General features: G+C 71.7%; 23 protein-coding genes. 18 read left to right on the plus strand and 5 right to left on the minus strand.

Going from position 1 to position 22,494, the window contains the following annotated elements; genetic code table 11:
• The first annotated feature begins 72 nt into the window (after positions 1-72).
• The 7 genes from CFK41_RS05640 (at position 73) to CFK41_RS05670 (ending at position 4,990) form a co-directional block, all read left to right on the plus strand.
• Positions 73-1,206, plus strand: coding sequence for a histidinol-phosphate transaminase (locus CFK41_RS05640; protein ID WP_151904685.1), 1,134 nt, complete (start codon positions 73-75; stop codon positions 1,204-1,206).
• Positions 1,203-1,826: an imidazoleglycerol-phosphate dehydratase HisB gene (hisB, locus tag CFK41_RS05645; protein ID WP_096798784.1), complete on the plus strand. Its 624-nt coding sequence runs from the start codon at positions 1,203-1,205 to the stop codon at positions 1,824-1,826. The genes CFK41_RS05640 and hisB overlap by 4 nt, the downstream gene beginning before the upstream one ends.
• Complete coding sequence (locus CFK41_RS05650) at positions 1,823-2,446, plus strand: hypothetical protein (RefSeq protein ID WP_096798785.1); 624 nt, start codon at positions 1,823-1,825, stop codon at positions 2,444-2,446. Before hisB ends, CFK41_RS05650 begins: the two co-directional genes overlap by 4 nt.
• Positions 2,443-3,135, plus strand: a complete 693-nt coding sequence (gene hisH, locus CFK41_RS05655) for an imidazole glycerol phosphate synthase subunit HisH (RefSeq protein ID WP_151904686.1) — start codon at positions 2,443-2,445, stop codon at positions 3,133-3,135. Before CFK41_RS05650 ends, hisH begins: the two co-directional genes overlap by 4 nt.
• Before the next feature lie 3 nt (positions 3,136-3,138).
• A complete protein-coding gene (locus CFK41_RS17910) occupies positions 3,139-3,297 on the plus strand; it encodes a hypothetical protein (RefSeq protein WP_096798787.1) in 159 nt (52 codons plus the stop codon).
• Positions 3,298-3,437: 140 nt separating this feature from the next.
• On the plus strand, positions 3,438-4,172 hold the full coding sequence (priA, locus tag CFK41_RS05665) for a bifunctional 1-(5-phosphoribosyl)-5-((5-phosphoribosylamino)methylideneamino)imidazole-4-carboxamide isomerase/phosphoribosylanthranilate isomerase PriA (protein ID WP_096798788.1): 735 nt from the start codon (positions 3,438-3,440) through the stop codon (positions 4,170-4,172).
• Positions 4,169-4,990 carry an SseB family protein gene (locus CFK41_RS05670; RefSeq protein WP_096798789.1) on the plus strand — a complete coding sequence of 274 codons (822 nt, stop codon included), beginning with the start codon at positions 4,169-4,171 and terminating at the stop codon, positions 4,988-4,990. The genes priA and CFK41_RS05670 overlap by 4 nt, the downstream gene beginning before the upstream one ends.
• 62 nt (positions 4,991-5,052) lie before the next feature.
• Here CFK41_RS05670 and CFK41_RS05675 read toward each other — a convergent pair whose 3' ends face one another.
• Complete coding sequence (locus tag CFK41_RS05675) at positions 5,053-5,433, minus strand: DUF1844 domain-containing protein (RefSeq protein WP_096798790.1); 381 nt, start codon at positions 5,431-5,433, stop codon at positions 5,053-5,055.
• A 118-nt stretch (positions 5,434-5,551) separates the two neighbouring features.
• Complete coding sequence (locus tag CFK41_RS05680) at positions 5,552-6,535, minus strand: hypothetical protein (protein WP_096798791.1); 984 nt, start codon at positions 6,533-6,535, stop codon at positions 5,552-5,554.
• Between the two features lie 376 nt (positions 6,536-6,911).
• Between CFK41_RS05680 and infC the strand changes: the two genes are divergently transcribed.
• Genes infC through CFK41_RS05705 form a run of 5 tightly spaced genes read left to right on the plus strand, consistent with a single transcriptional unit; the run spans position 6,912 to position 11,126 of the window.
• Entirely contained in the window at positions 6,912-7,490 is a 579-nt protein-coding gene (gene infC / locus CFK41_RS05685; RefSeq protein ID WP_407641148.1) for a translation initiation factor IF-3, read from the plus strand.
• A gap of 25 nt (positions 7,491-7,515) precedes the next feature.
• Positions 7,516-7,710: a 50S ribosomal protein L35 gene (rpmI, locus tag CFK41_RS05690; protein WP_096798793.1), complete on the plus strand. Its 195-nt coding sequence runs from the start codon at positions 7,516-7,518 to the stop codon at positions 7,708-7,710.
• A 59-nt stretch (positions 7,711-7,769) separates the two neighbouring features.
• Complete coding sequence (gene rplT, locus CFK41_RS05695; RefSeq protein WP_096798794.1) at positions 7,770-8,150, plus strand: 50S ribosomal protein L20; 381 nt, start codon at positions 7,770-7,772, stop codon at positions 8,148-8,150.
• A 19-nt stretch (positions 8,151-8,169) separates the two neighbouring features.
• Positions 8,170-9,072 (plus strand): TrmH family RNA methyltransferase, encoded by a 903-nt coding sequence (locus CFK41_RS05700; RefSeq protein ID WP_096798795.1) that lies wholly within the window; start codon positions 8,170-8,172, stop codon positions 9,070-9,072.
• Positions 9,069-11,126, plus strand: a complete 2,058-nt coding sequence (locus CFK41_RS05705) for a cytochrome c oxidase assembly protein (RefSeq protein WP_096798796.1) — start codon at positions 9,069-9,071, stop codon at positions 11,124-11,126. Before CFK41_RS05700 ends, CFK41_RS05705 begins: the two co-directional genes overlap by 4 nt.
• Positions 11,127-11,490: 364 nt before the next feature.
• Here the strand turns inward: CFK41_RS05705 and CFK41_RS05710 are convergent, their stop codons facing one another.
• Complete coding sequence (locus CFK41_RS05710; RefSeq protein WP_169928792.1) at positions 11,491-12,912, minus strand: heparan-alpha-glucosaminide N-acetyltransferase domain-containing protein; 1,422 nt, start codon at positions 12,910-12,912, stop codon at positions 11,491-11,493.
• A gap of 282 nt (positions 12,913-13,194) precedes the next feature.
• On the opposite strand from CFK41_RS05710, the gene CFK41_RS05715 reads away from it, so the two are divergent.
• A complete protein-coding gene (locus CFK41_RS05715) occupies positions 13,195-14,010 on the plus strand; it encodes a hypothetical protein (protein WP_096798798.1) in 816 nt (271 codons plus the stop codon).
• Between the two features lie 172 nt (positions 14,011-14,182).
• Here the strand turns inward: CFK41_RS05715 and CFK41_RS05720 are convergent, their stop codons facing one another.
• Complete coding sequence (locus CFK41_RS05720) at positions 14,183-14,803, minus strand: MBL fold metallo-hydrolase (protein WP_096798799.1); 621 nt, start codon at positions 14,801-14,803, stop codon at positions 14,183-14,185.
• Complete coding sequence (locus tag CFK41_RS05725) at positions 14,800-15,900, minus strand: S-(hydroxymethyl)mycothiol dehydrogenase (protein WP_096798800.1); 1,101 nt, start codon at positions 15,898-15,900, stop codon at positions 14,800-14,802. Before CFK41_RS05725 ends, CFK41_RS05720 begins: the two co-directional genes overlap by 4 nt.
• Before the next feature lie 183 nt (positions 15,901-16,083).
• Here CFK41_RS05725 and pheS point away from each other — a divergent pair, with 183 nt between their 5' ends.
• The 5 genes from pheS (at position 16,084) to CFK41_RS05750 (ending at position 22,442) form a co-directional block, all read left to right on the plus strand.
• Positions 16,084-17,190 (plus strand): phenylalanine--tRNA ligase subunit alpha, encoded by a 1,107-nt coding sequence (gene pheS, locus CFK41_RS05730; RefSeq protein ID WP_096798801.1) that lies wholly within the window; start codon positions 16,084-16,086, stop codon positions 17,188-17,190.
• 1 nt (position 17,191) lies between these two features.
• Positions 17,192-19,786 carry a phenylalanine--tRNA ligase subunit beta gene (pheT, locus tag CFK41_RS05735; protein WP_096798802.1) on the plus strand — a complete coding sequence of 865 codons (2,595 nt, stop codon included), beginning with the start codon at positions 17,192-17,194 and terminating at the stop codon, positions 19,784-19,786.
• A complete protein-coding gene (locus CFK41_RS05740; protein WP_227873222.1) occupies positions 19,783-20,283 on the plus strand; it encodes a hypothetical protein in 501 nt (166 codons plus the stop codon). The genes pheT and CFK41_RS05740 overlap by 4 nt, the downstream gene beginning before the upstream one ends.
• Before the next feature lie 4 nt (positions 20,284-20,287).
• Positions 20,288-21,364 (plus strand): family 20 glycosylhydrolase, encoded by a 1,077-nt coding sequence (locus tag CFK41_RS05745; RefSeq protein WP_096798803.1) that lies wholly within the window; start codon positions 20,288-20,290, stop codon positions 21,362-21,364.
• Positions 21,365-21,533: 169 nt separating this feature from the next.
• Positions 21,534-22,442 carry an endo-beta-N-acetylglucosaminidase H gene (locus tag CFK41_RS05750; protein ID WP_096798804.1) on the plus strand — a complete coding sequence of 303 codons (909 nt, stop codon included), beginning with the start codon at positions 21,534-21,536 and terminating at the stop codon, positions 22,440-22,442.
• Positions 22,443-22,494: the final 52 nt, after the last annotated feature.

Raw genomic sequence — 22,494 nt, forward strand, 5'->3', positions numbered from 1 at the left:
GATCCACCGATGTGACCGGCGCGAGGTGGACGCGCCGGCCCCCGCTCCGTGCGGAGAACTACCATGGAGGCCATGCCCGCGAACTCCGCTCCGACCCTCGAGTCCTCCGCGCTGCCCGCCCCGCGCGACGGCATCGCGGGCGCCGCCCCGTACGGCGCGCCGCAGCTCGAGGTCGCCCATGCGCTGAACGTCAACGAGAACCCCTACGGACCTTCCGCGGAGCTCGCCGCCGCCATCGGCCGCGCCGCCGCGGACGCTGCCGTCGGCCTGAACCGCTACCCGGACCGCGAGGCGCTCGCGCTGCGCGCCGAGCTCGGCGCCTATCTCGCCGCCGAGTCCGGCATCGAGGCGCCCGAGGCGCACTCGGTCTGGGCCGCCAACGGCTCCAACGAGGTCATGCACCAGCTGCTGCTGGCGTACGGCGGCCCCGGCCGCACGGCGCTCGGCTTCACGCCGCACTACTCGATGTACCCCGAGTACGCGCGGGACACCTACACCGACTGGGTCACCGCCGAGCGCGGCCCCGCTCCGGAGTTCACGCTGAGCGTCGAGGCGGTCACCGCCGCGATCGCCGAGCACAGCCCCAGCATCGTGGTGCTGACCAGCCCCAACAATCCCACCGGCACCGCCCTGGACCTCGAGGTCGTCGAGGCGGCGGCCGCGGCCCTCGCCCCGACCCGCGGCCTGCTCGTGGTCGACGAGGCCTACGGCGAGTTCCGCCGGGACGGGGTGCCCAGCGCCCTGACCCTGCTCGGCGCGCACCCGAACCTCGTCGTCTCCCGCACCATGTCCAAGGCCTTCGCCCTGGCCGGTGCGCGGCTCGGCTACCTGGTCGCGGATCCCGCGATCGTGGACACCGTGCGCGTGGTGCGCCTGCCGTATCACCTCTCCGCCGTCACCCAGGCGGTCGCGCTCACCGCGCTCGCCCACCGGGAGGAGCTGCTGGGCAAGGTGGCCCTGCTGCGCAGCGAGCGGGACGCTCTGGACCGCCACCTGCGCGAGCGCGGCCACGACGTCGCCCCGTCGGACGCGAACTTCATCCTGTTCCGCAGCTTCACCGACCGCGACGCCGTGTTCGAGGCCCTCCTCGCCCGCGGCGTCCTCATCCGAGCCGTCGGCCCCGCCGGCTGGCTGCGCGTCTCCCTCGGCACCCCCGAGGACAACGCCGCATTCCGCACCGCCCTCGAGGAGGCCGACCCCCGATGACCGCCAGCCCCGCCGCGCGCCCCGCCCGCACCGCGACCATCTCCCGCACCACCCGCGAGTCCTCGATCGAGCTGACCCTCGACATCGACGGCACCGGCCAGGTCGACGTCTCCACCACGGTGCCCTTCTTCGACCACATGCTCACGGCGCTGGGGACCCATGCCCGCTTCGACCTGAAGGTGTCGGCCACAGGCGACACCCACATCGACGCCCACCACACCGTCGAGGACACCGCGATCGTGCTGGGCCAGGCGCTGCGCGAGGCCCTCGGGGACAAGAAGGGCATCGCCCGCTTCGGCGATGCGATGGTCCCCCTGGACGAGTCCCTCGCCCAGGCCGTCGTGGACCTCTCGGGCCGCCCCTACTGCGTGCACTCCGGCGAGAGCGAGGCCCAGGCCCTGCACCTCATCGGCGGCCACTTCACCGGGTCGCTGACCCGGCACGTCTTCGAGTCGATCGCGCACCACGCCGCGATCTGCCTCCACATCCGGCTCCTCGAGGGCCGCGACCCCCACCACGTGGTCGAGGCGCAGTTCAAGGCGCTCGCCCGTGCGCTGCGCGCCGCCTGCGCCTACGATGACCGCGTCCTCGACGTCCCCTCGACCAAGGGAGCCCTGTGAACACCGTCGACCCCGAGGAGCCCCGCGCCGACGGGACCGGAGGCGAGGGCTCCGGCCGTCCCGCCGACGACATCGATGCCGAGTTCGCGCGTCTCATGGAGGGGATCTCCCTCGACGACGCGCCGCTGACCGTCGAGGACGTGCTGTCCGAGCCTTCGGAGGAGGACTCCGAGCCGACGGTCGCCGTGGTCGCGACCTCCGTGGTCTCCGCGAAGGCGCTGGCCGGTGTGGTCCGGCTGGGCCGTGAGGCCCGCGAAGACGGGATCGACATCCCGGCCGGCACCCGGACCCTGGACACGGAGACCGGCGCCATCGCGGCCGGTCCGCTCGCCGAGGCAGCCGCCCATGACCTCGCGGCCATCGCCTCCACCGCCCTGCAGCGCAACGGCATCGTGCTGTTCTGGCGCCGCGGCGACCGCATGACCGCGACCCGGTACAAGAACGGGGAGCGCGGCGAGGACATCTCGCCCGCGATCGTGCTCGGCGCCGTCGACGACCTCGTCGAGGAGCTGCTGCTGGGCGCCACCGACCTGGCCGAGCTGGGCGAGGGGCTGGACCCCGCCGCGCTCAGCCGCGCCGAGGCGCTGGAGTGGATCGCCTCCGGGAAGAAGCGCAAGTGACGGCGGCACCGGAGCAGACCGCGGCCGGCCAGGCCCGTGCACCGCGCGTGGTCGTGCTCGACCACGGCTCGGGCAACGTGCGCTCCGTGGTGCGCGCCCTCGAGGCCGCCGGGGCCGAGGTCGAGCTCACCGCGGATCGCGAGCAGGCGCTCTCGGCCGACGGGCTGGTCGTCCCCGGCGTCGGCGCCTTCGCCGCCACCATGGAGCAGATCCTCGCCGTGGGCGGGGACCGCCTCATCGAGCGACGCCTCGCCGGCGGCCGACCGGTGCTCGGCATCTGCGTGGGCCTGCAGGTCATGTTCGACGCCGGCACCGAGCACGGGGAGCGCGCCGAGGGCCTCGCGCAGTGGCCCGGCGAGGTGACCCGGCTGGAGGCCGACGTCGTCCCGCACATGGGCTGGAACACGATCGACGTCCCCGAGGGGTCCGTCCTGTTCGAGGGCGTCTCCGAGGAGCGGTTCTACTTCGTGCACTCCTACGCCGCACGGAGCTGGGAGATGGAGCCGATCGGTCCGATGGCGCCGCCGCTGGTGACCTGGGCCGAGCACGGCGGTGACCGTTTCGTCGCCGCGGTCGAGAACGGCGCGCTCTGCGCCACCCAGTTCCACCCGGAGAAGTCCGGGGGCGCCGGCTCCGTCGTGCTGGCCAACTGGCTGCGCACCCTGCCGCGCTACGACCGGGAGGCGTGAGGGATGTTCATCGCCTTCCTCACGCTGTTCGCCGGAGGCATGCTGCTCGGCGGCGCCTGGTCGTTCCATCGATCGAAGAAGCCGTGGTGGGCCGCACTGGGCCTGCTGATGCTCGGGCTGATCTGCTTCGGCATCTCGATCTGGCGCATCCAGACCGGCTGACGCCCCGGCCCCGCCGAGCCCCGACCTCACCGAGATCTCGACGATACCGACGATCCCGCGGCGCGCACCCGCCGTGCCGCTCCACAGAACCACCCCCTCGCGGGCCCCGACCCGCCCCCATCGCTTCCAGGAGGCATCCCATGACCGCTCCCGTGCTCGAGCTGCTCCCCGCCGTCGACGTGCAGGACGGCCAGGCCGTCCGGCTCGTCCAGGGCGAGGCCGGCTCCGAGACCGCCTACGGCGCTCCGCTGGACGCCGCGCTCGCCTTCCAGGAGGGCGGCGCGAGCTGGCTGCACCTGGTGGATCTCGATGCCGCCTTCGGTCGGGGCAGCAACTCCGCGCTGCTGGCCGAGGTGGTCGCCGCCGTGGACATGAACGTCGAGCTCTCCGGCGGGATCCGCGACGACGAGTCGCTCGCCTCCGCGCTCGCGACCGGGTGCCGCCGGGTGAACCTCGGCACCGCGGCCCTCGAGAACCCCGAGTGGACCGCGGAGATCCTCGCCGAGCACGGCGACCGCATCGCCGTCGGCCTCGACGTGCGCGGCACCACCCTCGCCGCCCGCGGCTGGACCCGCGACGGCGGCGACCTGTGGGAGACCCTCGAGCGTCTGGACGAGGCCGGCTGCCAGCGCTACGTCGTCACCGACGTCACCAAGGACGGCACCCTCCGCGGCCCGAACCTCGAGCTGCTCGCCGAGGTCTGCTCGCGCACCGAGGCGAAGATCGTCGCCTCCGGCGGCATCTCCTCGCTCGCCGATCTCGAGGCCCTGCGCTCGCTGGTCCCCTCCGGGGTCGAGGGCGCGATCGTGGGCAAGGCCCTGTACGCGCAGGCGTTCACGATGGGCGAGGCGCTCGACGTCGCAGGCCGCCTGTGACCTCCCCGTCGGAGGAGCATCCGGCGGACGGGGCGCGCCGTGCCCTGCCCGCCCATTTCCGCGAGAAGTCACCGCTGACCGACACCGCCGGAGTGTCCTGGGAGGGGCGTGACTACAGCGTCAGCCCCTTCCCCGGGGACGACGGGACCACCCCTGCGCCGATCGCCGAGGCCCTGGCCGCGCACCGCGCCGGCCAGGACCCCCACCGCCAGCAGCTGGTGGGGGCGCTGGCCGCCTCACGGGTGCTGGTGCCGATCATGGCGGTCGCCACGGAGACGGGCACCACCGCCCATGGCCTGACCGGGGACAACGGCGCGGACATGGCGATGGTCTCGATCACCGCGCCCGATGGGACGACCGTGCTCCCGCTGTTCACCTCAGTGGCCGCGCTCGGCGCCTGGCGACGGGATGCCAGGCCGGTGCCGGTGGTCGGCCCGCAGGCTGCGCAGGCCGCCGTGCAGGAGGGGTGCACCGCCCTGGTGCTGGACGCCGCGACCCCGCCCGAGGAGGGCGGGCCGGTGCTGCTGCCCCGGTCGGTGCTCTGGGCCCTGGCCCAGGGGCGGACCTGGCTGCCGCCGCATGAGGACCCCGAGCTGGCCGAGGTGCTGGACCGCGTGGGGCGCGCTGCCTCCCACGAGGTGCGCGCCCTGACCGCCCGAGCGGGGGAGCGCGCCGAGGTGGACCTCCACCTGCAGCTGCGCCCGGGCCTCACCGCGGAGGAGGTCCGCGCCGTGGTCGACGCGGTCACCGCCGGGCTCGGCGCCGAGCAGATCGTGGCGGAGCGGATCAGCTCGCTGCGGCTCGTGCTCGGCTCCTGAGCTGCGGCAGCTGCCGAAGCCCGGCGGAGCCTGGAGCTCGTCGGCTCCTGGCACCCGTCAGGTCAGGAGACCCGGCCGGTGAACTTCTCGCCCGGTGCCTCGCCGGGGCCGTCCGGGAAGGGCAGCGCCTCGGCGAAGGCCAGCTGGAGCGAGCGCAGGCCGTCGCGCAGGGACCGGGCGTGCTCGTTGCCGATCTCCGGCGCCGCCGCGGTCACCAGCCCGGCCAGCGCGTTGATCAGCTTCCGCGCCTCGGCGAGGTCCTGGTACCCGCCGGTCGCCTCGTCCTCGGCGAGCCCCACCTTCACCGCGGCGGCGCTCATCAGGTGCACGCAGGCGGAGGTGATGATCTCCACCGAGGAGACCTCGGCGATGTCCCGCAGCTCCTGCGACTCGGCGGTCTCGTCGGAGTGGTCGTGGTGGTCGTCGTGCTGGTGATCGGTCATGAGGGCCCTCCTGGGGGTCGGGGTGCGGCTCCCGGGAGCGGGGCCGCGCGGTTCGGGCGCCCCGAGCGGGGCGCGATGGTCACGGCGCGTCGAGCAGTGCGGCGCGCGGGTCGTCGGGTCAGCCGCCGAGCGGCAGAGCGCCGATCTCGCCGAGATCCGGGAGCTCGATCCGCAGTGCGGACGGGTCGGTGCCGATCGGGACGTCGAAGACGGCGTGGAACTCGACCGTCCCCTCGGTCGGTACCACGCCGGCGTACTCCGAATCGGTCTCGTAGGCGTGCGTCGCGTCGTCATCGACGGGGAAGGTCTCGTCGGCGGCCTCCAGCACGGCGTCCGAGGTGATCCGCACCGGGGCGGAGGTCGGGTTCTCCACCGCGAAGACCACCACCACGAACTCGCCCTCGGGCTCCACGCGCGAGCTCGACGAGCCCACGGCACGGACCCCGACCTCGGTGCTCACCTCGGTGAACGTCACTCCGCCGACCTCGACGGCGCCCTTGCCCGCCGGGGCCGCCGGGGCCTGCGTGCCCGGGTCGTCCCCCGCGACGGGTGCGGGCTCCTCGGGGGAGAGGTGGCGGACGGCCAGGAGCCCACCGCCCACGACGACCACCAGCAGCAGCACGGCCGCCGCGGCGATGCCGGCGATGAGGAGGCGTCGCGGGCGGGCGGGAGCCGTCGAGGGATCGGGCTTCGGGGCCGGCCGACGGTTCGGTCGCGCCGGACGCGGCGGCGGAGTCGGGAAGCCCTCCGGGATCGGTCGCAGCACCGCGCGAGGGGCCGTCCCCGTGCGCAGGCCGGTCTCAGGATCGATGCTCGTGGCCGGGAAGGTCCCCGTGGCGGGGTCGGCCCCCGTGGCGGCCATCGGCCCTTCTGCCGTGCCGGAGACGTCGGCCGTGCTGGAGTCCGCGGCGCGGGGTCCGTCCGTGCCGGCGGCGTCGAGCCCGTCAGCGCCGTATCCGTAGTCGTGGGCGGTGCCCTCGGGAGCCGGGCCGGATTCCGTCGTCGGAGCCGGGTCGTCCCCGGTCGCAGGGCTCGCGGAAGACGGCGAGGCAGGACCGTCGTGCGGTGCGTCCCCGTCGGATGCCTGACGGTCGGTGTCCACCAAAACTCCTCGTCGGTCACAGCTACTGAGCGCGACGCACATCACCTGGACGCTCGGCGCACTCCTGCTAGGATAGACGACTGGAACAGGTCGAGACCCTCGTCATCAGTTCCTCAAGTGGAGTCCCTTCCCACCTCGTGGCGATCCGCTCGTGAGCTCTCCGGCTCGCGATCATCAGCCGCTGGGTCAGTATCGCAGCCGCGCCTCGTGCGCGGCGAGCGGGCAGCAATGCCCGATCGGCGCCGTGGCGCGTGCACCTTGGGGCCTCCGCATGACATGCGGGGGCCTTCTTCGTCTTCCGACGCGAAAAACAAGGTGAGGAGCCAACATCAGCGAACAGCGCATCAACGGTCAGATCAGGGTCCCCAAGGTCCTCCTGGTCGGGCCCGCCGGCGAGCAGGTCGGCGAGGTCCGTGTCGAGGACGCCCTGCGTCTCGCCCAGGAAGCAGATCTCGACCTGGTCGAGGTCGCGCCCGGCGCGAACCCGCCGGTCGCACGTCTCATGGATTACGGCAAGTACAAGTACGAAGCCAACCTGAAGGCCCGTGAGGCGCGCAAGAACCAGGCGAACACGGTCCAGAAGGAAATCCGTATGGGCCTGAAGATCGACACCCACGATTACGACACCAAGCGTCGCAACGTCGAGAAGTTCCTCGACGGCGGCGACAAGGTGAAGGTCATCATCCGGTTCCGCGGGCGTGAGCAGTCCCGCCCCGAGCGCGGCGTGAAGCTGCTGCAGCGGATGGCCGAGGATGTCGCAGATTTCGGTTTCGTCGAGTCGCACCCGCGGCAGGACGGCCGCAACATGGTGATGGTCTTCGGGCCGCACAAGAAGAAGGCCCAGGCCATGGCCGAGGCCCGCAAGCGCAAGACCGATGCTGAGAAGGCTGCCGCCCGCAGCGAGGGCGAGACGCCCTCCGCCGAGGCCGGTGCCGAGACCAGCGTCGAGTCCTGAGAAACGTCACAAGGAGAACAGGCAGATGCCGAAGAACAAGACCCACTCGGGTACCAAGAAGCGCGTCCGCGTCACCGGCTCGGGCAAGCTCATGCGCGAGAAGGCCAACGCCCGCCACCTGCTGGAGCACAAGTCCTCCACCCGCAAGCGCCGCCTGGGCAACGACACCACCGTCGCCAAGTCGGACGTCAAGCGCATGAAGAAGCTGCTGGGCCGCTGATCGCCCACGTGGGAGCACTGCTCCTGCACCCCTGAACTTTACGATCGAAGGAGTATCACGTGGCACGCGTGAAGCGGGCAGTAAACGCCCAGAAGAAGCGTCGGGAAATCCTTGAGCAGGCCAGCGGCTACCGCGGCCAGCGCTCGCGTCTGTACCGGAAGGCGAAGGAGCAGGTCCTGCACTCGCAGACCTACAACTTCCGCGACCGCAAGAAGCGCAAGGGCAACTTCCGTCAGCTGTGGATCCAGCGCATCAACGCTGCGTCCCGCGCCAACGGCCTGACCTACAACCGTCTCATCCAGGGCCTCGGCCTCGCGGGTGTCGAGGTCGACCGCCGCATGCTGGCCGAGCTCGCCGTGAACGACGCGCCGGCATTCGCCGCCCTGGTCGAGGTCGCCAAGAACGCCCTCCCCGAGGACGTCAACGCCCCGGCAGCCTGACATCGCGGCACCATCTGCGATGAACGAGCGCCCGGACCGGTCGCCGATCACCTCCCCCCGCTCCGAGCGGGTGCGGAAGGTGGCGGCGCTGGCCGGGCGCTCCGCGCGTCGCAAGCAGGGCAGGTTCCGCGTCGAGGGTCCGCAGTCGGTCCGCTCGCTGCTGGAGCACCGCCCCGATCTCGCCCGGGAGGTCCACCTCACCGAGCGTGCGGCGACCGATCACCCGGAGCTGCTGGACCTGGCGCGTGACGCCGGTGTCCTCGTGAGCACCGTCGACGAGCAGATCCTGCGCGCGCTGGTGCGGGAGCCGGCCGCCGGCGCGCCCGACGGCGCAGCGGCCGACGGGTCCGGTGCCGCCGGTGCTCTGGTGACCCCGCAGGGCGTCGTCGCCATCGGCGACCTTCCCGCGGAGGACCCTGCAGCCGCCGCGAGCGCGCTCGAGGCGCTCCCCGCCGATCGCGCCGTGACCGTGGTGATCCTCCATGAGGTCCGCGATCCCGGGAACGTCGGCACCCTGATCCGCACCGCGGATGCCGCCGGAGCCGACCTGGTGCTGCTCACGCGCACCAGCGCCGACCCGTACTCCCCGAAGGCCGTGCGCGCCTCCGTGGGCAGCCTGTTCCATCTCCCGGTGCTCACCGGTGCCGTGATCGAGGACGTCCTCGAGCAGCTCTCCGGGAGCGCCATCACCGCCGCGGCCACCAGTGGGTACGCGAGCTCGGAGCTCTTCGACGTGGAGCTGCCGCCGAGGATCGCCTGGATCCTGGGCAATGAGGCGCGCGGGCTGGACGAGGCCACCCTCGCCGCGGCGCCCCTGACCGTGCGGATCCCCCTGGCCGGGCACGCCGAGTCCCTCAACGTCCACACCGCCGCGACCGTGTGCCTCTTCGAGACGCTGCGCCGCCGACGGGCAGGGGCATGAACGCCGCCGCCCGCCGCACGAGCGCGCTCAGCATCCCCCTCCTCCTGCTCCTCAGCCTCGCCAGCGCCGTGGCCGGCATGGCCGCCACCGGTGCTCTCGCCCCGGCGGAGCTGGTCCCGGCTTCGCCCCTGGTCACCTGGGGCCTGCCGGCGGTCCGCGCCCTCCACCACCTCGGCCTGCTGCTCGCCATCGGCGCCGGAGGCACCGCCGTTCTGCTCCTGCCCGGACCCGGTCGGCGCGAGGTGACCGCGCTGGATCCTGCGCGCCGCGGGACCGTGCGCCTCGGCGCCGCGGGCGCGCTGCTGTGGTCGGTCGCGTCCCTCGCCCTGATCCCGCTGGGCGGGCTCGAGGCCACCGGCGCCGGGACCGCCCACAACGTCTGGGACGTGGCGCTGGGCGGAGAGCTGGGCCGGATCCAGCTGAGCATCGCCGTGTTCGCGGCCCTCGCCGCCCTCGCCTACGCGCTCGCGCGCTCGACGGTTGTGGCCTGCTGGGGCCTCGCCCTCGCCGGGATCGGCGCGGCCACGCTGGGCCTCGCCGGGCACGCCGGCTCCAGCCTCGACCACGTCAACGCCGTCAACGCCATGTCCGTGCACCTGGTGGCGGTTTCCGTCTGGGCCGGCGGCCTGCTGGTGCTGTTCCTGCGGAGCAGCCGGATCGACGAGGAGTCGATGGCGACCGCGATCCGACGCTTCTCGCCGTGGGCGCTCGCCTCGGTGATCGCGCTCGCACTCAGCGGTCTGGTCAGCGCCGGGATCAGGATGTCCGCCTGGTCCGAGCTGCTCACCACCGGCTACGGCCGCGTGGTGCTGGCCAAGGCGATCGGACTGCTGGCCCTGGCCGTGCTCGGCTCCCTCCAGCGGCGCCGGCTGGGGGAGCAGCTGCGCTTCCGCCACCTCGCCATCAGCGAGGGCCTGGTGATGGCTGCGGTGATCGGGGCGTCGATCGCCCTGGGCCGCTCCGCGCCGCCGGTCCCGCAGAACATCCCCGCGGTGGGGGAGCTGCGCGTGCTGTCGCTGGTGGGCTACCTCCCGCCCACGCGCGAGTTCTCGCCCGGAGCGCTGTTCACGGTCGTCCAGCCGGACTGGATCGCCCTCGCCCTCGCCGTGACCATGGCGGGGCTCTACGTCACCGGAGTGCTGCGCCTGGGGCGACGCGGAGATGCCTGGCCATGGGTCCGCACGCTCTGCTTCCTCGCCGGCTGCCTCGCCTTCGCCTGGGTGATGAACGGCGGGGCCGCCGCCTGGGGCCGGTTCCGCTTCGACGCGCACATGATCCAGCACATGGCGATGATGATGATCGTGCCGCCGCTGTGGGTGCTCGGGGCCCCGGTCACGCTGCTGTCCCGGGCGGTCTCGCCGCGCACCGACGGCTCCCGCGGGATCCGCGAATGGGTGCTGGCGGCGCTGCACTCCGGCTACTCCCGGGTGCTCTCCACGCCCCCGGTGGCCGGCTTCATCTTCGTGGGCTCGCTCATCCTGTTCTACTTCTCCCCGCTGTTCGAGCTGGCGATGCGGCACCACCTCGGCCATGTGCTGATGACGGTGCACTTCCTCGCCTCGGGGTACCTCTTCGCCTGGGTGCTGATCGGCATCGACCCCGCGCCGAAGCCCATCAACCCCATCCTGAAGCTGATCACCCTGCTGGTCACCCTCGCGTTCCACGCCTTCTTCGGCGTCGCGATGGTCTCGGCGACCTGGCTGGTCGCGCAGGACTGGTACACCCAGCTGGGGATGTACACAGCCGATCAGCTGGAGCTCATCCAGATCCGGGGCGGCACGATCATGTGGGCGATCTCGGAGGTCCCCACCGTGGGCTACGCGATCATCGTCGCCGTGCTGTGGATGAAGTCCGAGGACCGCCGCGCCCGCCAGTTCGACCGCAAGGCCGAGCGCGACGGCGGGGCGGAGCTCGCGGCGTACAACGCGTACCTGGCAGGTCTGCGGGGCGAGGGCGATGTTGACCGTGCTCCGGGCACTGCGGAGGCGTCAGAGGGCGCGGGCACGGCAGGTTCGTCCTCGATCGACGACTCCTCGCAGGAATCGAGACCCTGACCGCAGCGACCTCGACGGGTGGCGCTGTCTCCTGTCATCGCTGTGGAGGAAGACCGCGAGCGCGTGCAATGGCGTCGATGAGGCCCTGTCGGTCACCGCGACCGACAGAGGAACTCGTGAACGTCGATCGGGCTGTCGTCGTCATGGGCACCGACTGGGTATGACCCTCGTCGGGCAGCTTCGTCATGACGGATGTCGACGGACGGGTGCTATCGGGATGCAGGCGTTCTGGTCGCGCCTGCGCAGCCGCCATATCTGTTCCAGGAACCTGTCTTCACGGCTGCCCGAACCGATCCACCGAGCTGCTTTACCGTCCCCGATCGGAACGGCTCACACCATGCCACGCGCTGCACCTGTCTGAGCGTCAATCACCCTGGTGCGGGTCGGCGTCGGCGGTCGATGCGTCTGTTCGTCGTGGCGGAGCGGGTCGGGATGAGAGCCAGCGGGCGGATCGGGCGGTGAAGCGCTCGAGAGGGCCCCGGCCGAGGAACGCGGTCCATGTGGTGCAGGCGATGGCAAGGCCGAGGATCAGGAGGAGGCAGGCGGGGTTGCTGGCGAGGTAGCCGGCAGGTCCGGCGAGCGCGAGGATGACGAGGGCGTGGAGGGTGTAGGCGGTCAGAGGCATCGCACCGATGGCGGACAGGGGCAGGAGCATCCATCGCAGGGCGCGTGAGAGAAGTGTCGAGGCGCCGATGACGAACAGGGCGAGACCGCCCGACGTGAAGATCTCCAGCACGGAGCCGGAGTGCGGGGCGGTGGACACCACCGAACCGATCAGCACCGGAACGGGTGCCATGTCGGAGAGACGCTCGGGGTACGTGCTCCAGTCGGCGCCGTCGTCGTCCCAGTAGCTCGATGACGAGCTGCTCTCGTCGATCCAGGTTTCGCTGTACTCCTCCGGTTCGCAGTACACGACGGGGTCATACGACGTCGCGGGATAGCAGAGCAGTCCGGTTCCGTCGATCTCATCGAAGGGCACCATCGGCACGTCCTCTTCGTACCCGGCGGAGCCTTTCGAGCTGAACTCCCACGAGCTGGAGTACCCCGTGGAGCTCCACGAGGAGTATTCCTGGTACTCCGGAAGCAGGATCCCCAGGGCCGTGCTGAGGGCGAGGCCGAGGAGGGCGCCGGTGAGGGCGAGGGTCGCGCCGATCGCGGTGATCAGACTCGCGATGCGAGGGCGGGTCAGGGGGAGGCGTCCCAGGGCCATGCCGACCAGCATCAGAGGTGCCCAGGTAGTGAGCGGGTAGATGCCCACCATGAGGAGGTTGCTGCCAGCGCCGTAAGCACCCAGGGAGAACGCTTCGAGGAGCGTGACCAGAACCGGCCCGACCAGCGCGAGGGGTGTCGCGCACAGGATGAGGCGTGAGGGTCGCAGGCGGAGCGCGGGGATCGCTGCGACGTACAGGAGGCCATAGAAGGTGAGGATCACGGCGATGCCCACGCCGAGGAGCTCGAGCGCGAGCCCGATCGCGAAGATCGCAGCCCCTCGGCCGACGAGAGCCAGCCGCAGACGGGGCAGGTCCCCGGGCTCGGGGATGCGTTCGCGGCCGGTGAGCAAGGCGATGGAGATGCCGGCGAGGACGGCGAACAGGATCGAGGAGTTGCCGTGCACGATGTTCAGGTAGCTGAACGGGTCGCTCCAGGCGAAAGGAGGGAAGTCGCCGAGGTGCGCGGCGACCATGCCGAGGATCGCGAGGCCCCGGGCGATGTCCAGACCATTCAGGCGAGGAGGGTTCACCAGGCGCGCGAGGCGCTCGTGGGGGCCGAGCCTGACGGGTGTCACGGGAGCGTTCGCGGGGGGAAGAAGTGACGTCACCACCGGATAGTAAGCGGTTCTCGGTTCCGAAGCAGGCAGAGTGCACAGATGTCGGGGAGCACGTCGGAGCTCAGCAGAAGGACATATCTGGAGCTCCCCGAGTCCCGTCCCGCTCCGTGACGACAACGTCATGACCCGCAACAGCGAGGGGTGGGTCGACAGCGCGGAGGTACGCTTCAGCCATCGCCCGGATTATCGGAGAATCCGCAGCGAACGAAGCTGCTGCCGGAATACGGAGCGTTGGGATACATGGCAGAGACGAAGGCGATGAGAGTCTGGGACGCGGTGGAGACCCTCTCCGACCGCGGCAGGCCGGTCGTCCGCCCGGAACGCTCAATGCGGAGCATCTCGTTCCCGGTCGCGATCATCACGCTGAGCACCCTCGCGATCGCGGCTGTTCCCCTGGCCCTGCTGGACCCCGACCGCGTTGACGGCCTGCCCTTGCTGCTGTCGTTGTTCGTCTTTCCGATGATCGCCGCAAGCGTGATCATCGAGCTCGTCGTGCTCTGCAAGCTTCAGCGGCAGGAACCTCTGTGGACCCTGTTGTGGTGGCCGCTCGCAGTCCTTCCGATCGGCCTTCTCACCATGAGCATCGGGCCGGTGCTCGCTCACCCTGACTACTTCGACGTGACGAGTGCCGCGAGTGCCGCCGGAGTCATGCTCACGTTCGCGTTCCTCGTCCTCCTCGGCCTCGGGGTGAGTTTCGTGACCTGGGCCTTGATCGTGTTTCCGCTACGGATCCTGGGTCTGGCGGCGGTCGATGCCATGCGCGGGGAACGCATCGCCCGGTTCAGGATCTTCGCACCGCTCCTCTTCCTCGCGATCCCGACCGTCAGCCTGACGATCGTTGCCAGCCTGGGCGAACTGGAGACCAGCAGGGCCGTGGTCCTGCAGGTCGTCCTGGCGCTGCTCAGCATTCCCGGCGAGTACGAGATCGTCTGGGGGCCGGGACTCTGGATCGTGCGCGGGATCGCGCTCGCGTTGATCGGGGTCGCGATCTGGGCCCGAGTCGCGACGAGTGCGCGCAGCACGCGGAACGGCGGTCGTCCTCATCGGCGTCGGTGACCGGGCGAGTCCTGAGCCCGATGGCCGTCACGCTCATCAGCAGGGGTGTCCGCGGAGCCGTCGGCGCGGACTCCCCCGCACACGCCGACTGCGCGCGGCGGAGCAGGACCACACGAAACGGCGACGATCATCGCAGGATGATCGCCGCCGCATCGAGCTCAGAGGGGCCGGCTCAGAGCCAATCGCCCTGCGCGGCCCGCTTCTCGGTGCCGATGGTGGTGTCCGGGCCGTGGCCGGTGTGGACCACGGTGTCCTCCGGGAGCGCGAACAGGCGCTCACGCACCGACTCCTCGATGGTCTCCCTCGAGGAGAAGGAACGCCCGGTCGCGCCGGGGCCACCCTGGAACAGGGTGTCGCCGGTGAACACGGCGCCCAGCTCCTCGGAGTAGTAGCAGGTCGAGCCGGGGGAGTGCCCCGGGGTGTGCAGGGCCTCGAGGTTCACCCCGGCGATGGTGAACATGTCGCCGTCCTCGACCGTGTCGTCCCAGGGCAGGTCGCCGTGGGTGAGCTTCCAGACCTCGCCGTCGGCGGGGTTCAGCAGGATCGGTGCCTCGAGGGCCTCGGAGAGCTCCGGGGCGAAGCGCACGTGGTCGTCGTGGGCGTGGGTGAGGAGGATCCCCACGCACTCCCTGTCGCCGACCAGCTCGAGCACGGTGTCGACGTCGTGCGGGGCGTCGAAGACGACGCACTGCTCGTCATCGCCGAGCACCCACACGTTGTTCTCGACCTCGTGGGTCTCGCCGTCCAGGCTGAAGGTGCCGGAGGTGACGGCGTGGGAGAGGCGGGCGGTCATCCTGCCACCTCCACCACGGTGCGAAGGGTCTCGCCCTCGTGCAGCGAGGACAGCGCCGCGTCCACGCCCTCCAGATCCGTGCGGCCGGTCACGAAGCGGTCCAGCGGGAGCCGGCCCTGGAGGAACAGGTCGATGAGGTACGGGAAGTCCCGCTCCGGCAGGCAGTCGCCGTACCAGGACGACTTCAGCGCGCCGCCGCGGCCGAACACGTCCAGCATCGGGAGGGTCAGCTCCACGCCCGGGCGCGGGACGCCCACGAGCACCACACGACCGGCGAGGTCGCGGGCGTAGAACGCGGTCTCGTAGGTCTGCGGGATGCCCACGGCGTCGACGACCACGTCCGCGCCGAAGCCGCCGGTGAGCTCCTGGACCTTCTCCGCCACCTGCTGGGGCGAGAGGCCCTTGGTTGCCAGGGCATGGGTCGAGCCGAGCTCCGTCGCGGCGGCGAGCTTCTTCTCGTCCACGTCCAGGGCGATGATCGTGGTGGCGCCGGCGAGCGCCGCACCGGCGACCGCTGCGCAGCCCACGCCGCCCAGGCCGATCACCGCGACGGACTCGCCGCGCTGCACGGCGCCGGTGTTGATCGAGGCGCCGATCCCGGCCATCACGCCGCAGCCCAGCAGGCCCGCGACCTCGGCCGGGGCGTCCTCGGAGACCTTCGTGCACTGTCCCTCGTGGACCAGGGTCTTCTCGGCGAAGGAGCCGATGCCCAGCGCCGCGGTGAGCTCCGTGCCATCGGTGAGGGTCATGGGCTTGGAGGCGTTGTGGGTCGCGAAGCAGTACTGGGGCACGCCCTTCTTGCAGGCGCGGCACTGCCCGCACACGGCGCGCCAGTTCAGCACCACGTAGTCGCCCACCTCCACATGGGTGACGTTCTCACCGATCACGGAGACGCGGCCTGCGGACTCGTGGCCCAGCAGGAACGGGAACTCGTCGTTGATGCCGCCGTCGCGGTAGGCGAGGTCGGTGTGGCACACACCGGTCGCCTCGATGTCGACGACCACATCGTTCGGGCCGGGGTCGGGGATGACGATGTCGAGCAGCTCGGCGGGCTGCTTCTCAGCGCGGGCGACGACGCCCTTCACGGTCCAGGACATGCTGGCCTCCTTCGAGGTCTGGGGTTCCGGGCCAGCCTATCCGTGGACCGGGAGCAGGGGATGATCCACCGCACCGTTCCTGGAGCGAAGGGGCGCGAGCGGGCCCCTCGGCCTCGTAGAATGGACCGCGGTGCCCGCGCCCCGGCGCGCACCCCCGTGCACTCCAGGACGAAAGCGAACCCCGTGTCCGAGACATCTCCCGCGCCCGGCGGGCCCTCGATCGACGAGCAGGCGATCACCGCCGCCATCGACGCCGCGCTCGCCGCGATCGCCGCGGCCGCCACCACCAGCGAGCTCAAGCAGGTCCGCATCGACCACGTCGGCGATGCCAGTGTGCTCTCGACCGCGAACCGCGCCATCAAGGACCTCCCCAAGGACCAGAAGGCCGCCGCCGGCAAGCTCGTCGGCCAGGGCAAGGGCAGGGTCCAGAAGGAGCTCGCCGCGCGCCAGCAGAAGCTGGCCGCCGCGGAGGAGGAGGCCGCGCTCGCCGCGGAGACCGTCGACGTCACCCTCCCCACGGATCTGCGCCCGCGCGGCGCCGCGCACCCGCTGACGGTGCTGCAGGACCGGATCAACGACTTCTTCGTCGGCATCGGCTGGGAGATCGCCGAGGGCCCCGAGGTCGAGTCCTCCTGGCTGAACTTCGACGCCCTGAACGCCGACCCGGAGCACCCCTCCCGCTCGCTGCAGGACACCCTGTACGTCGCGCCCGAGGGCTCCGGGATGCTGCTGCGCACCCAGACCTCGCCGGTGCAGATCCGCGCGATGCTCGAGCGCGGCGCCCCGCTGTACGTCGCGTGCCCCGGCACCGTCTACCGGGCCGACGAGATCGACGCGACCCATTCGCCGATGTTCCACCAGGTCGAGGGCCTCGCGATCGACAAGGGCCTCACCATGGCGAACCTCGTCGGCACGCTGGACGCCTTCGCCGCGGAGATCTTCGGCGGGAAGCCGATCACCCGCCTGCGCCCCAACCACTTCCCCTTCACCGAGCCCAGCGCCGAGATGGACTTCCGCTGCTTCAGCTGCGAGGCGCGCGAGGGTCTGGACCACGACGCGGACCCGAGCTGCCGCGTCTGCGGCGGCACCGGCTGGATCGAGATGGGCGGCTGCGGCATGGTCCACCCGAACGTGCTGCGCGCGGCCGGTGTGGACCCCGAGGAGTACCAGGGCTTCGCCTTCGGCCTCGGCATCGAGCGCATCCTCATGCTGCGCAACAGCGTCGCGGACATGCGTGACATGGTGGAGGGCGACGTCCGCTTCTCCCAGCACTACGGTACGGAGATCTGAGATGCCCCGCATTCCCCTGACCTGGCTCGCAGAGCACACCGAGCTGACCGCAGGCGCTTCCGCGCAGCAGGTCGCCACCGACCTCTCCCGCGTGGGGCTCGAGGAGGAGGCGCTGTTCGGTGCGCAGGTGACCGGCCCGCTGGTCGTCGGCCGCGTGCTGGAGCTCGTCAAGGAGCCGCAGAAGAACGGCAAGACCATCAACTGGGTGCGCGTGGACGTCGGCCCCGAGCACAACGAGGCGCTGGACAACCCCAAGGATCCCCAGCCCGGCGAGGAGCGCCCGAGCCGCGGCATCATCTGCGGTGCGCACAACTTCGAGGGCGGCGACCTCGTGGTCGTCTCGCTGCCCGGCACCGTGCTGCCCGGCGACTTCGCGATCGCGGCCCGGAAGACCTACGGCCACACCTCCGACGGCATGATCTGCTCCGGCGACGAGCTGGGCCTGGGGGAGGACCCCGCCGGCGAGGACGGCATCATCGTGCTGGGCCGCGGCCACGCCGAGGGCCTGACCGGAGAGCCGGGCGATGACGCGATCGCCCTGCTGGGCCTCGCCGACGAGGTCGTCGAGATCAACGTGACCCCGGACCGCGGGTACTGCTTCTCGATGCGCGGCGTGGCCCGGGAGTACTCCCATGCGACCGGCGCCGACTACACCGACCCCGTCTCCACGGTCGAGATCCCGCAGGCCGACGGCGCCGGCGTCGCCGTGCAGCTGCGCGACGAGGCGCCCCTGAACGGGGTGCCCGGCTGCTCCCGCTTCGTGGCCCTCGAGGTGCGCGGCGTGGACCCCGAGGCGCAGACACCGCGCTGGATGGCGCGCCGCCTGACGCTCGCCGGGATGCGCCCGATCTCGCTGATCGTGGACGTCACCAACTACGTCATGCTCGACCTCGGTCAGCCGCTGCACGCCTACGACGCGGACAAGGTGGTGGCCCCGATCGTGGTGCGCCGCGCCCGCGCCGGCGAGAAGCTCACCACCCTCGATGACGTGACTCGCCCCCTCGACCCCGAGGACCTGCTGATCACCGACACCGACGGCGAGCGCCTGCTGGGCATCGCCGGGGTGATGGGCGGGGAGTCCACCGAGGTCTCCGCGAGCACCGAGAACATCGTGCTCGAGGCGGCGACCTTCCACCCGATCTCGATCGCCCGCTCCGCACGCCGCCACCGCCTGCCCTCCGAGGCGTCCAAGCGCTTCGAGCGCGGCGTGGACCCGCAGCTGCCGCTCGTCGCGGCCTACCGTGCGGCGCAGCTGATCGTCGAGCACGGCGGCGGCGAGATCGCCGCCTCGGTCACCGACGAGGGCTCCGCCCCGGCGCCGGCCGCGGCGATCTCCCTCCCGCTCGGCGCGGCCGAGCGCGTGGTCGGCATCGCCTACACGGCCGAGCAGGTGCGCGGCAGCCTCGAGAAGATCGGCTGCCTCGTCGAGGACGGCACCGAGGGCACCCTCGCCGTCACCCCGCCGAGCTGGCGCCCCGACCTCTCCCTGCGCGAGGACCTCATCGAGGAGATCGCCCGCCTGGTCGGTTACGCGACGATCCCCTCGATCCTGCCCACCGCTCCCGGCGGCCGCGGGCTCACCCGCGCCCAGCGCGCCCGCCGGGCTGCGAACCGCGCGCTCGCCGAGGCGGGCCTGGTCGAGGTCAGCTCCTATCCCTTCGTGGGCGAGGGCATCTTCGATGCCCTGCGCTACGGCGCGGACGACGCCCGACGCGGCGCGGTGCGCCTGGTGAACCCGCTCGCCGACGACGAGCCCCTCCTGCGCAGCGCCCTGCTGCAGACCCTGCTGCCCGTCGCCCGGCGCAACCTGGGCCGCGGCGAGGAGGCGGTGGCGATCTTCCAGCTCGGCACCACCTCGCTCTCCCGCGGCGAGGGCGCCTCCGCGCCTGTGCCCGCTCCGGCGCAGCGCCCCAGCGACGCCGAGCTCGAGGCGATCCTCGACGCGCTGCCGCTGCAGACCCGCAGCCTCGCCGCCGTGGTCGGCGGCGCCTCCGGACCGGCCTCCTGGCAGGGTGAGGTCGCGCCGTGGGGCTGGGCCGACGCCTTCGAGCTCGCCCGCCGCACGGCCGCCGCCGTCGGCGCGCAGGTCGAGGTGCGCCAGGTCGAGCAGGCCCCCTTCCACCCGGGCCGCGCCGGAGAGCTGCGTGTGCTCGGGGCCGACGGGGAGAGCACGGTCATCGGCCATGCCGGTGAGCTCCACCCGGGCGTGGTCAAGGAGTTCGGGCTCCCGGCCCGCACCAGCGCCCTCGAGCTCGACCTCGAGGCGCTGATCGCCGCGGCACCGGCCGTGGTCGTCGCCGCACCTGTCCCCACCTACCCGCTGGCCAAGGAGGACTTCGCCTTCGTGGTCGATCAGGATGTCCCAGCCTCCGCCGTGGAGGCCGCGATCGTGGTGGGCATCGGCGACCTCGCCGAGAGCGTGCACCTGTTCGACGTCTTCACCGGCGAGCAGATCGGCGAGGGGAAGAAGTCCCTCGCCTTCGCGGTGCGACTGCGCTCGAGCGACGGGACGCTGACCGCCGAGCAGATCGGCGAGGCACGCTCGCGCTGCATCGCCGCCGTCGACGCCGCCGTGGGCGGGGTGCTGCGGGCGTGAGCGCTCAGGATCCGGCCGCCCCTCGCCCCGGCCAGCAGGGCCCGGCTCTGCCGAGCCCCGCCGCAGCTCTGCCTGCTCCGGTCCGCAACGGCACCGTGGCCTGGGCTCTCGGCTTCCTCGCCTACATCCCGGTCCCGTTCCTGGGACTGATCGTCGCCGGGGTCGTCCAGCTGGTCGTCGGCCTCGGCCAGCGCAAGCACGGCGGCCTCGCCGCGGTCAATGGCGTGCGCGCGGCGAACTGGGGCCTCACCCAGCTGTGCTGGCCCGTCCTGATGGTGATCACGATCGTCCTCGGGGTGGCCACCGGGAGCCCGGGGGAGAGCGGCGGAGTGCACCTCACGCCCGTCATGAGGGGGGTCACGACGACCCTGTTCGGTCTGTTCTTCCTGGTGTGCGTGCTGGAGGCGATCTACGCGATCGTCGGCACCGTGCTCGCGTCCAAGGGGCGCCGGGTGTGGCTGCCCGTCATCCCCTTCCTGCGCACGCCCCGTTCCTGAGCCGATGCCGGCACCGAGCAGGCTGACCACCGCCCGATACGTGGGGCTGAGCCTGGATACGGGCCGCAAGGCCTTCAGCCCGACCACGGTCGTCGACCTGCTCCACCGGATGGGGGCGCTGGGCTTCACTGCTCTGCACCTGCACCTCACCGAGACCCACCGGGTGGGCGTGCAGCTGCCGGGCTTCGAGGAGCTCGCCGCAGAGGACGCCTGGAACAGCGATGACGTCGCCCGGATCGTCGAGGCGGCCGACGCCTCCGGGATCGCACTGATCCCGGAGGTCGACCTCCCCTCCCACGCCGCCGCCCTGCTGGTGGGCCGCGAGCACCTGCGATTGAGGGATCGCCACGGAACGATGCTCGAGGACCGGCTGGACATCTCCCGTCCGGAGTCGCTGCAGTTCGCCCTCGACCTGCTCGGGGCCGCTTCGGATCTGTTCCCGGGCGAGTCGATCCACCTCGGGGGCGACGAGTTCTTCGCCGCCCCGTGGGAGGACGAGGATGCGCAGCATCCCGAGCGCTTCCCGACCCTCGTCGACCACGCCCGCACCGCGCTCGGCCCGGAGGCCACGGCGCTGGACTCGTATGCGCTGTTCGTCAATGCGCTCGCCGAGCGGGCGCGGGAGCTGGGCCGGATCCCGATGCTCTGGAACGACCACGTGGTCCCGGCCGCTCAGCACCCGCTGGCGCCGATCAGCACCGACGTCGTTCTGGACGTGTGGATCCGGTGGCGCGAGTGGACCCCGTCGGTCACCGACTACCTCGACAGCGGGTACCGGGTCGTGAACTCGAACGGGGACCTGCTGTACTTCGTGCTCTCGGGGGACGGCCTGCCCGAGCCGCACGGCCGGCGACGCTTCGGCCTTCTCGAGGACACCTTCGCTCCGCGCCGCTTCATGGGCCTCGCCGCGCAGGACGTCCACCTCGACGTCCCGCCCGTGGCGGAGGGGGAGCCGGACCCCGTGCTCGGCGCCTCGATGTCGGTGTGGTGCGATGCGCCGGAGGTCCTCGGCGAGACGGAGACGCTCGCCCTGCTGGACACCTGGCTGGTGCCGTTCGCGCGGGTGATGCGGGCGGGCTGAGGGGCGGCTGCACGGCCGATCGTGCCCGCTGCTCCGCGGTCAGCGCAGGTCCTCCTGGGCGCTGAGGAGCCTTGTGCTTACGCGCTTAAGTGTCTACCGTGATCAGCGTCGGCCCACTGCAGCGCCGACCGGTCGTGCAGAGCGGCCGACGACGTCCTGGAGGACACTCATGACACACATCTCGCGACGTTCGGTGCTCACAGGACTGGGCGTGCTCGCCGCCTCCGGGTCGGCGTCCGCCGGCCTGGCGGGCCCCGCGAGCGCCGCCCCGGAACGCCTGCTGGACCGCATCGCCTCGGTCGCCTACATCGAGGTGAACACCAACTCCCTGCTCAACGCGGGCCGCTACACCCTCGATGACGGCAGCCCCGCGTTCGACATCGCCGTCATCTTCGCGGCGAACATCAACTACGACGGCACGAACGCCTACCTGTCCCTGAACGAGAACGTCCAGCGCGTCCTCGACGAGGCGGACACCTGCATCCGACCGCTCCAGGAGAAGGGGATCAAGGTCGTCCTCTCGGTCCTCGGGAACCATCAGGGCGCCGGGTTCGCGAACTTCCCGACCCCGAAGGCGGCTGACGCCTTCGCCCAGCAGGTGGCGCAGGTCGTGTGCCGGTACGGACTCGACGGCGTCGACCTCGATGACGAGTGGGCGGAGTACGGGGCGAACGGGACCAGCCAGCCCAACGACTTCTCCTTCGTCGCACTGGTCGGCTCGCTGCGCAAGCGGCTGCCCAACCGCCTGCTCACCTTCTACGTGATCGGCCCGTCGGCGGAGCGCCTGGAGCACGAGGGGACGCGCGTCGGTGACCTGATCGACTACGCGTGGAACCCCTACTACGGCGCCTACAACGAATACGACGTCCCCGGCCTTCCCCGTTCGCAGTACGGGGCGGCGGCGTTCGACCTCAGCTCGGCATCGACCTCCCCTGAGCAGGTGCGCGAGTACGCGGAGCGCACGGTCCAGGACGGGTTCGGTGCCTTCGTCACGTACCAGCTCCCCGAGGAGGACACCTCGGAGCTCGTCTCGGCCTTCACCGAGCCGCTGTACGGGAGCCCCGCGAGCTTCGCCTGACCGGCTGGAGGTCCTGCCCCGAGACACACATCGCCCGCCCGTGGAGATCACG

The sequence above is a fragment of the Brachybacterium ginsengisoli genome (assembly GCF_002407065.1).
Taxonomy (GTDB): Bacteria; Actinomycetota; Actinomycetes; order Actinomycetales; family Dermabacteraceae; genus Brachybacterium; species Brachybacterium ginsengisoli.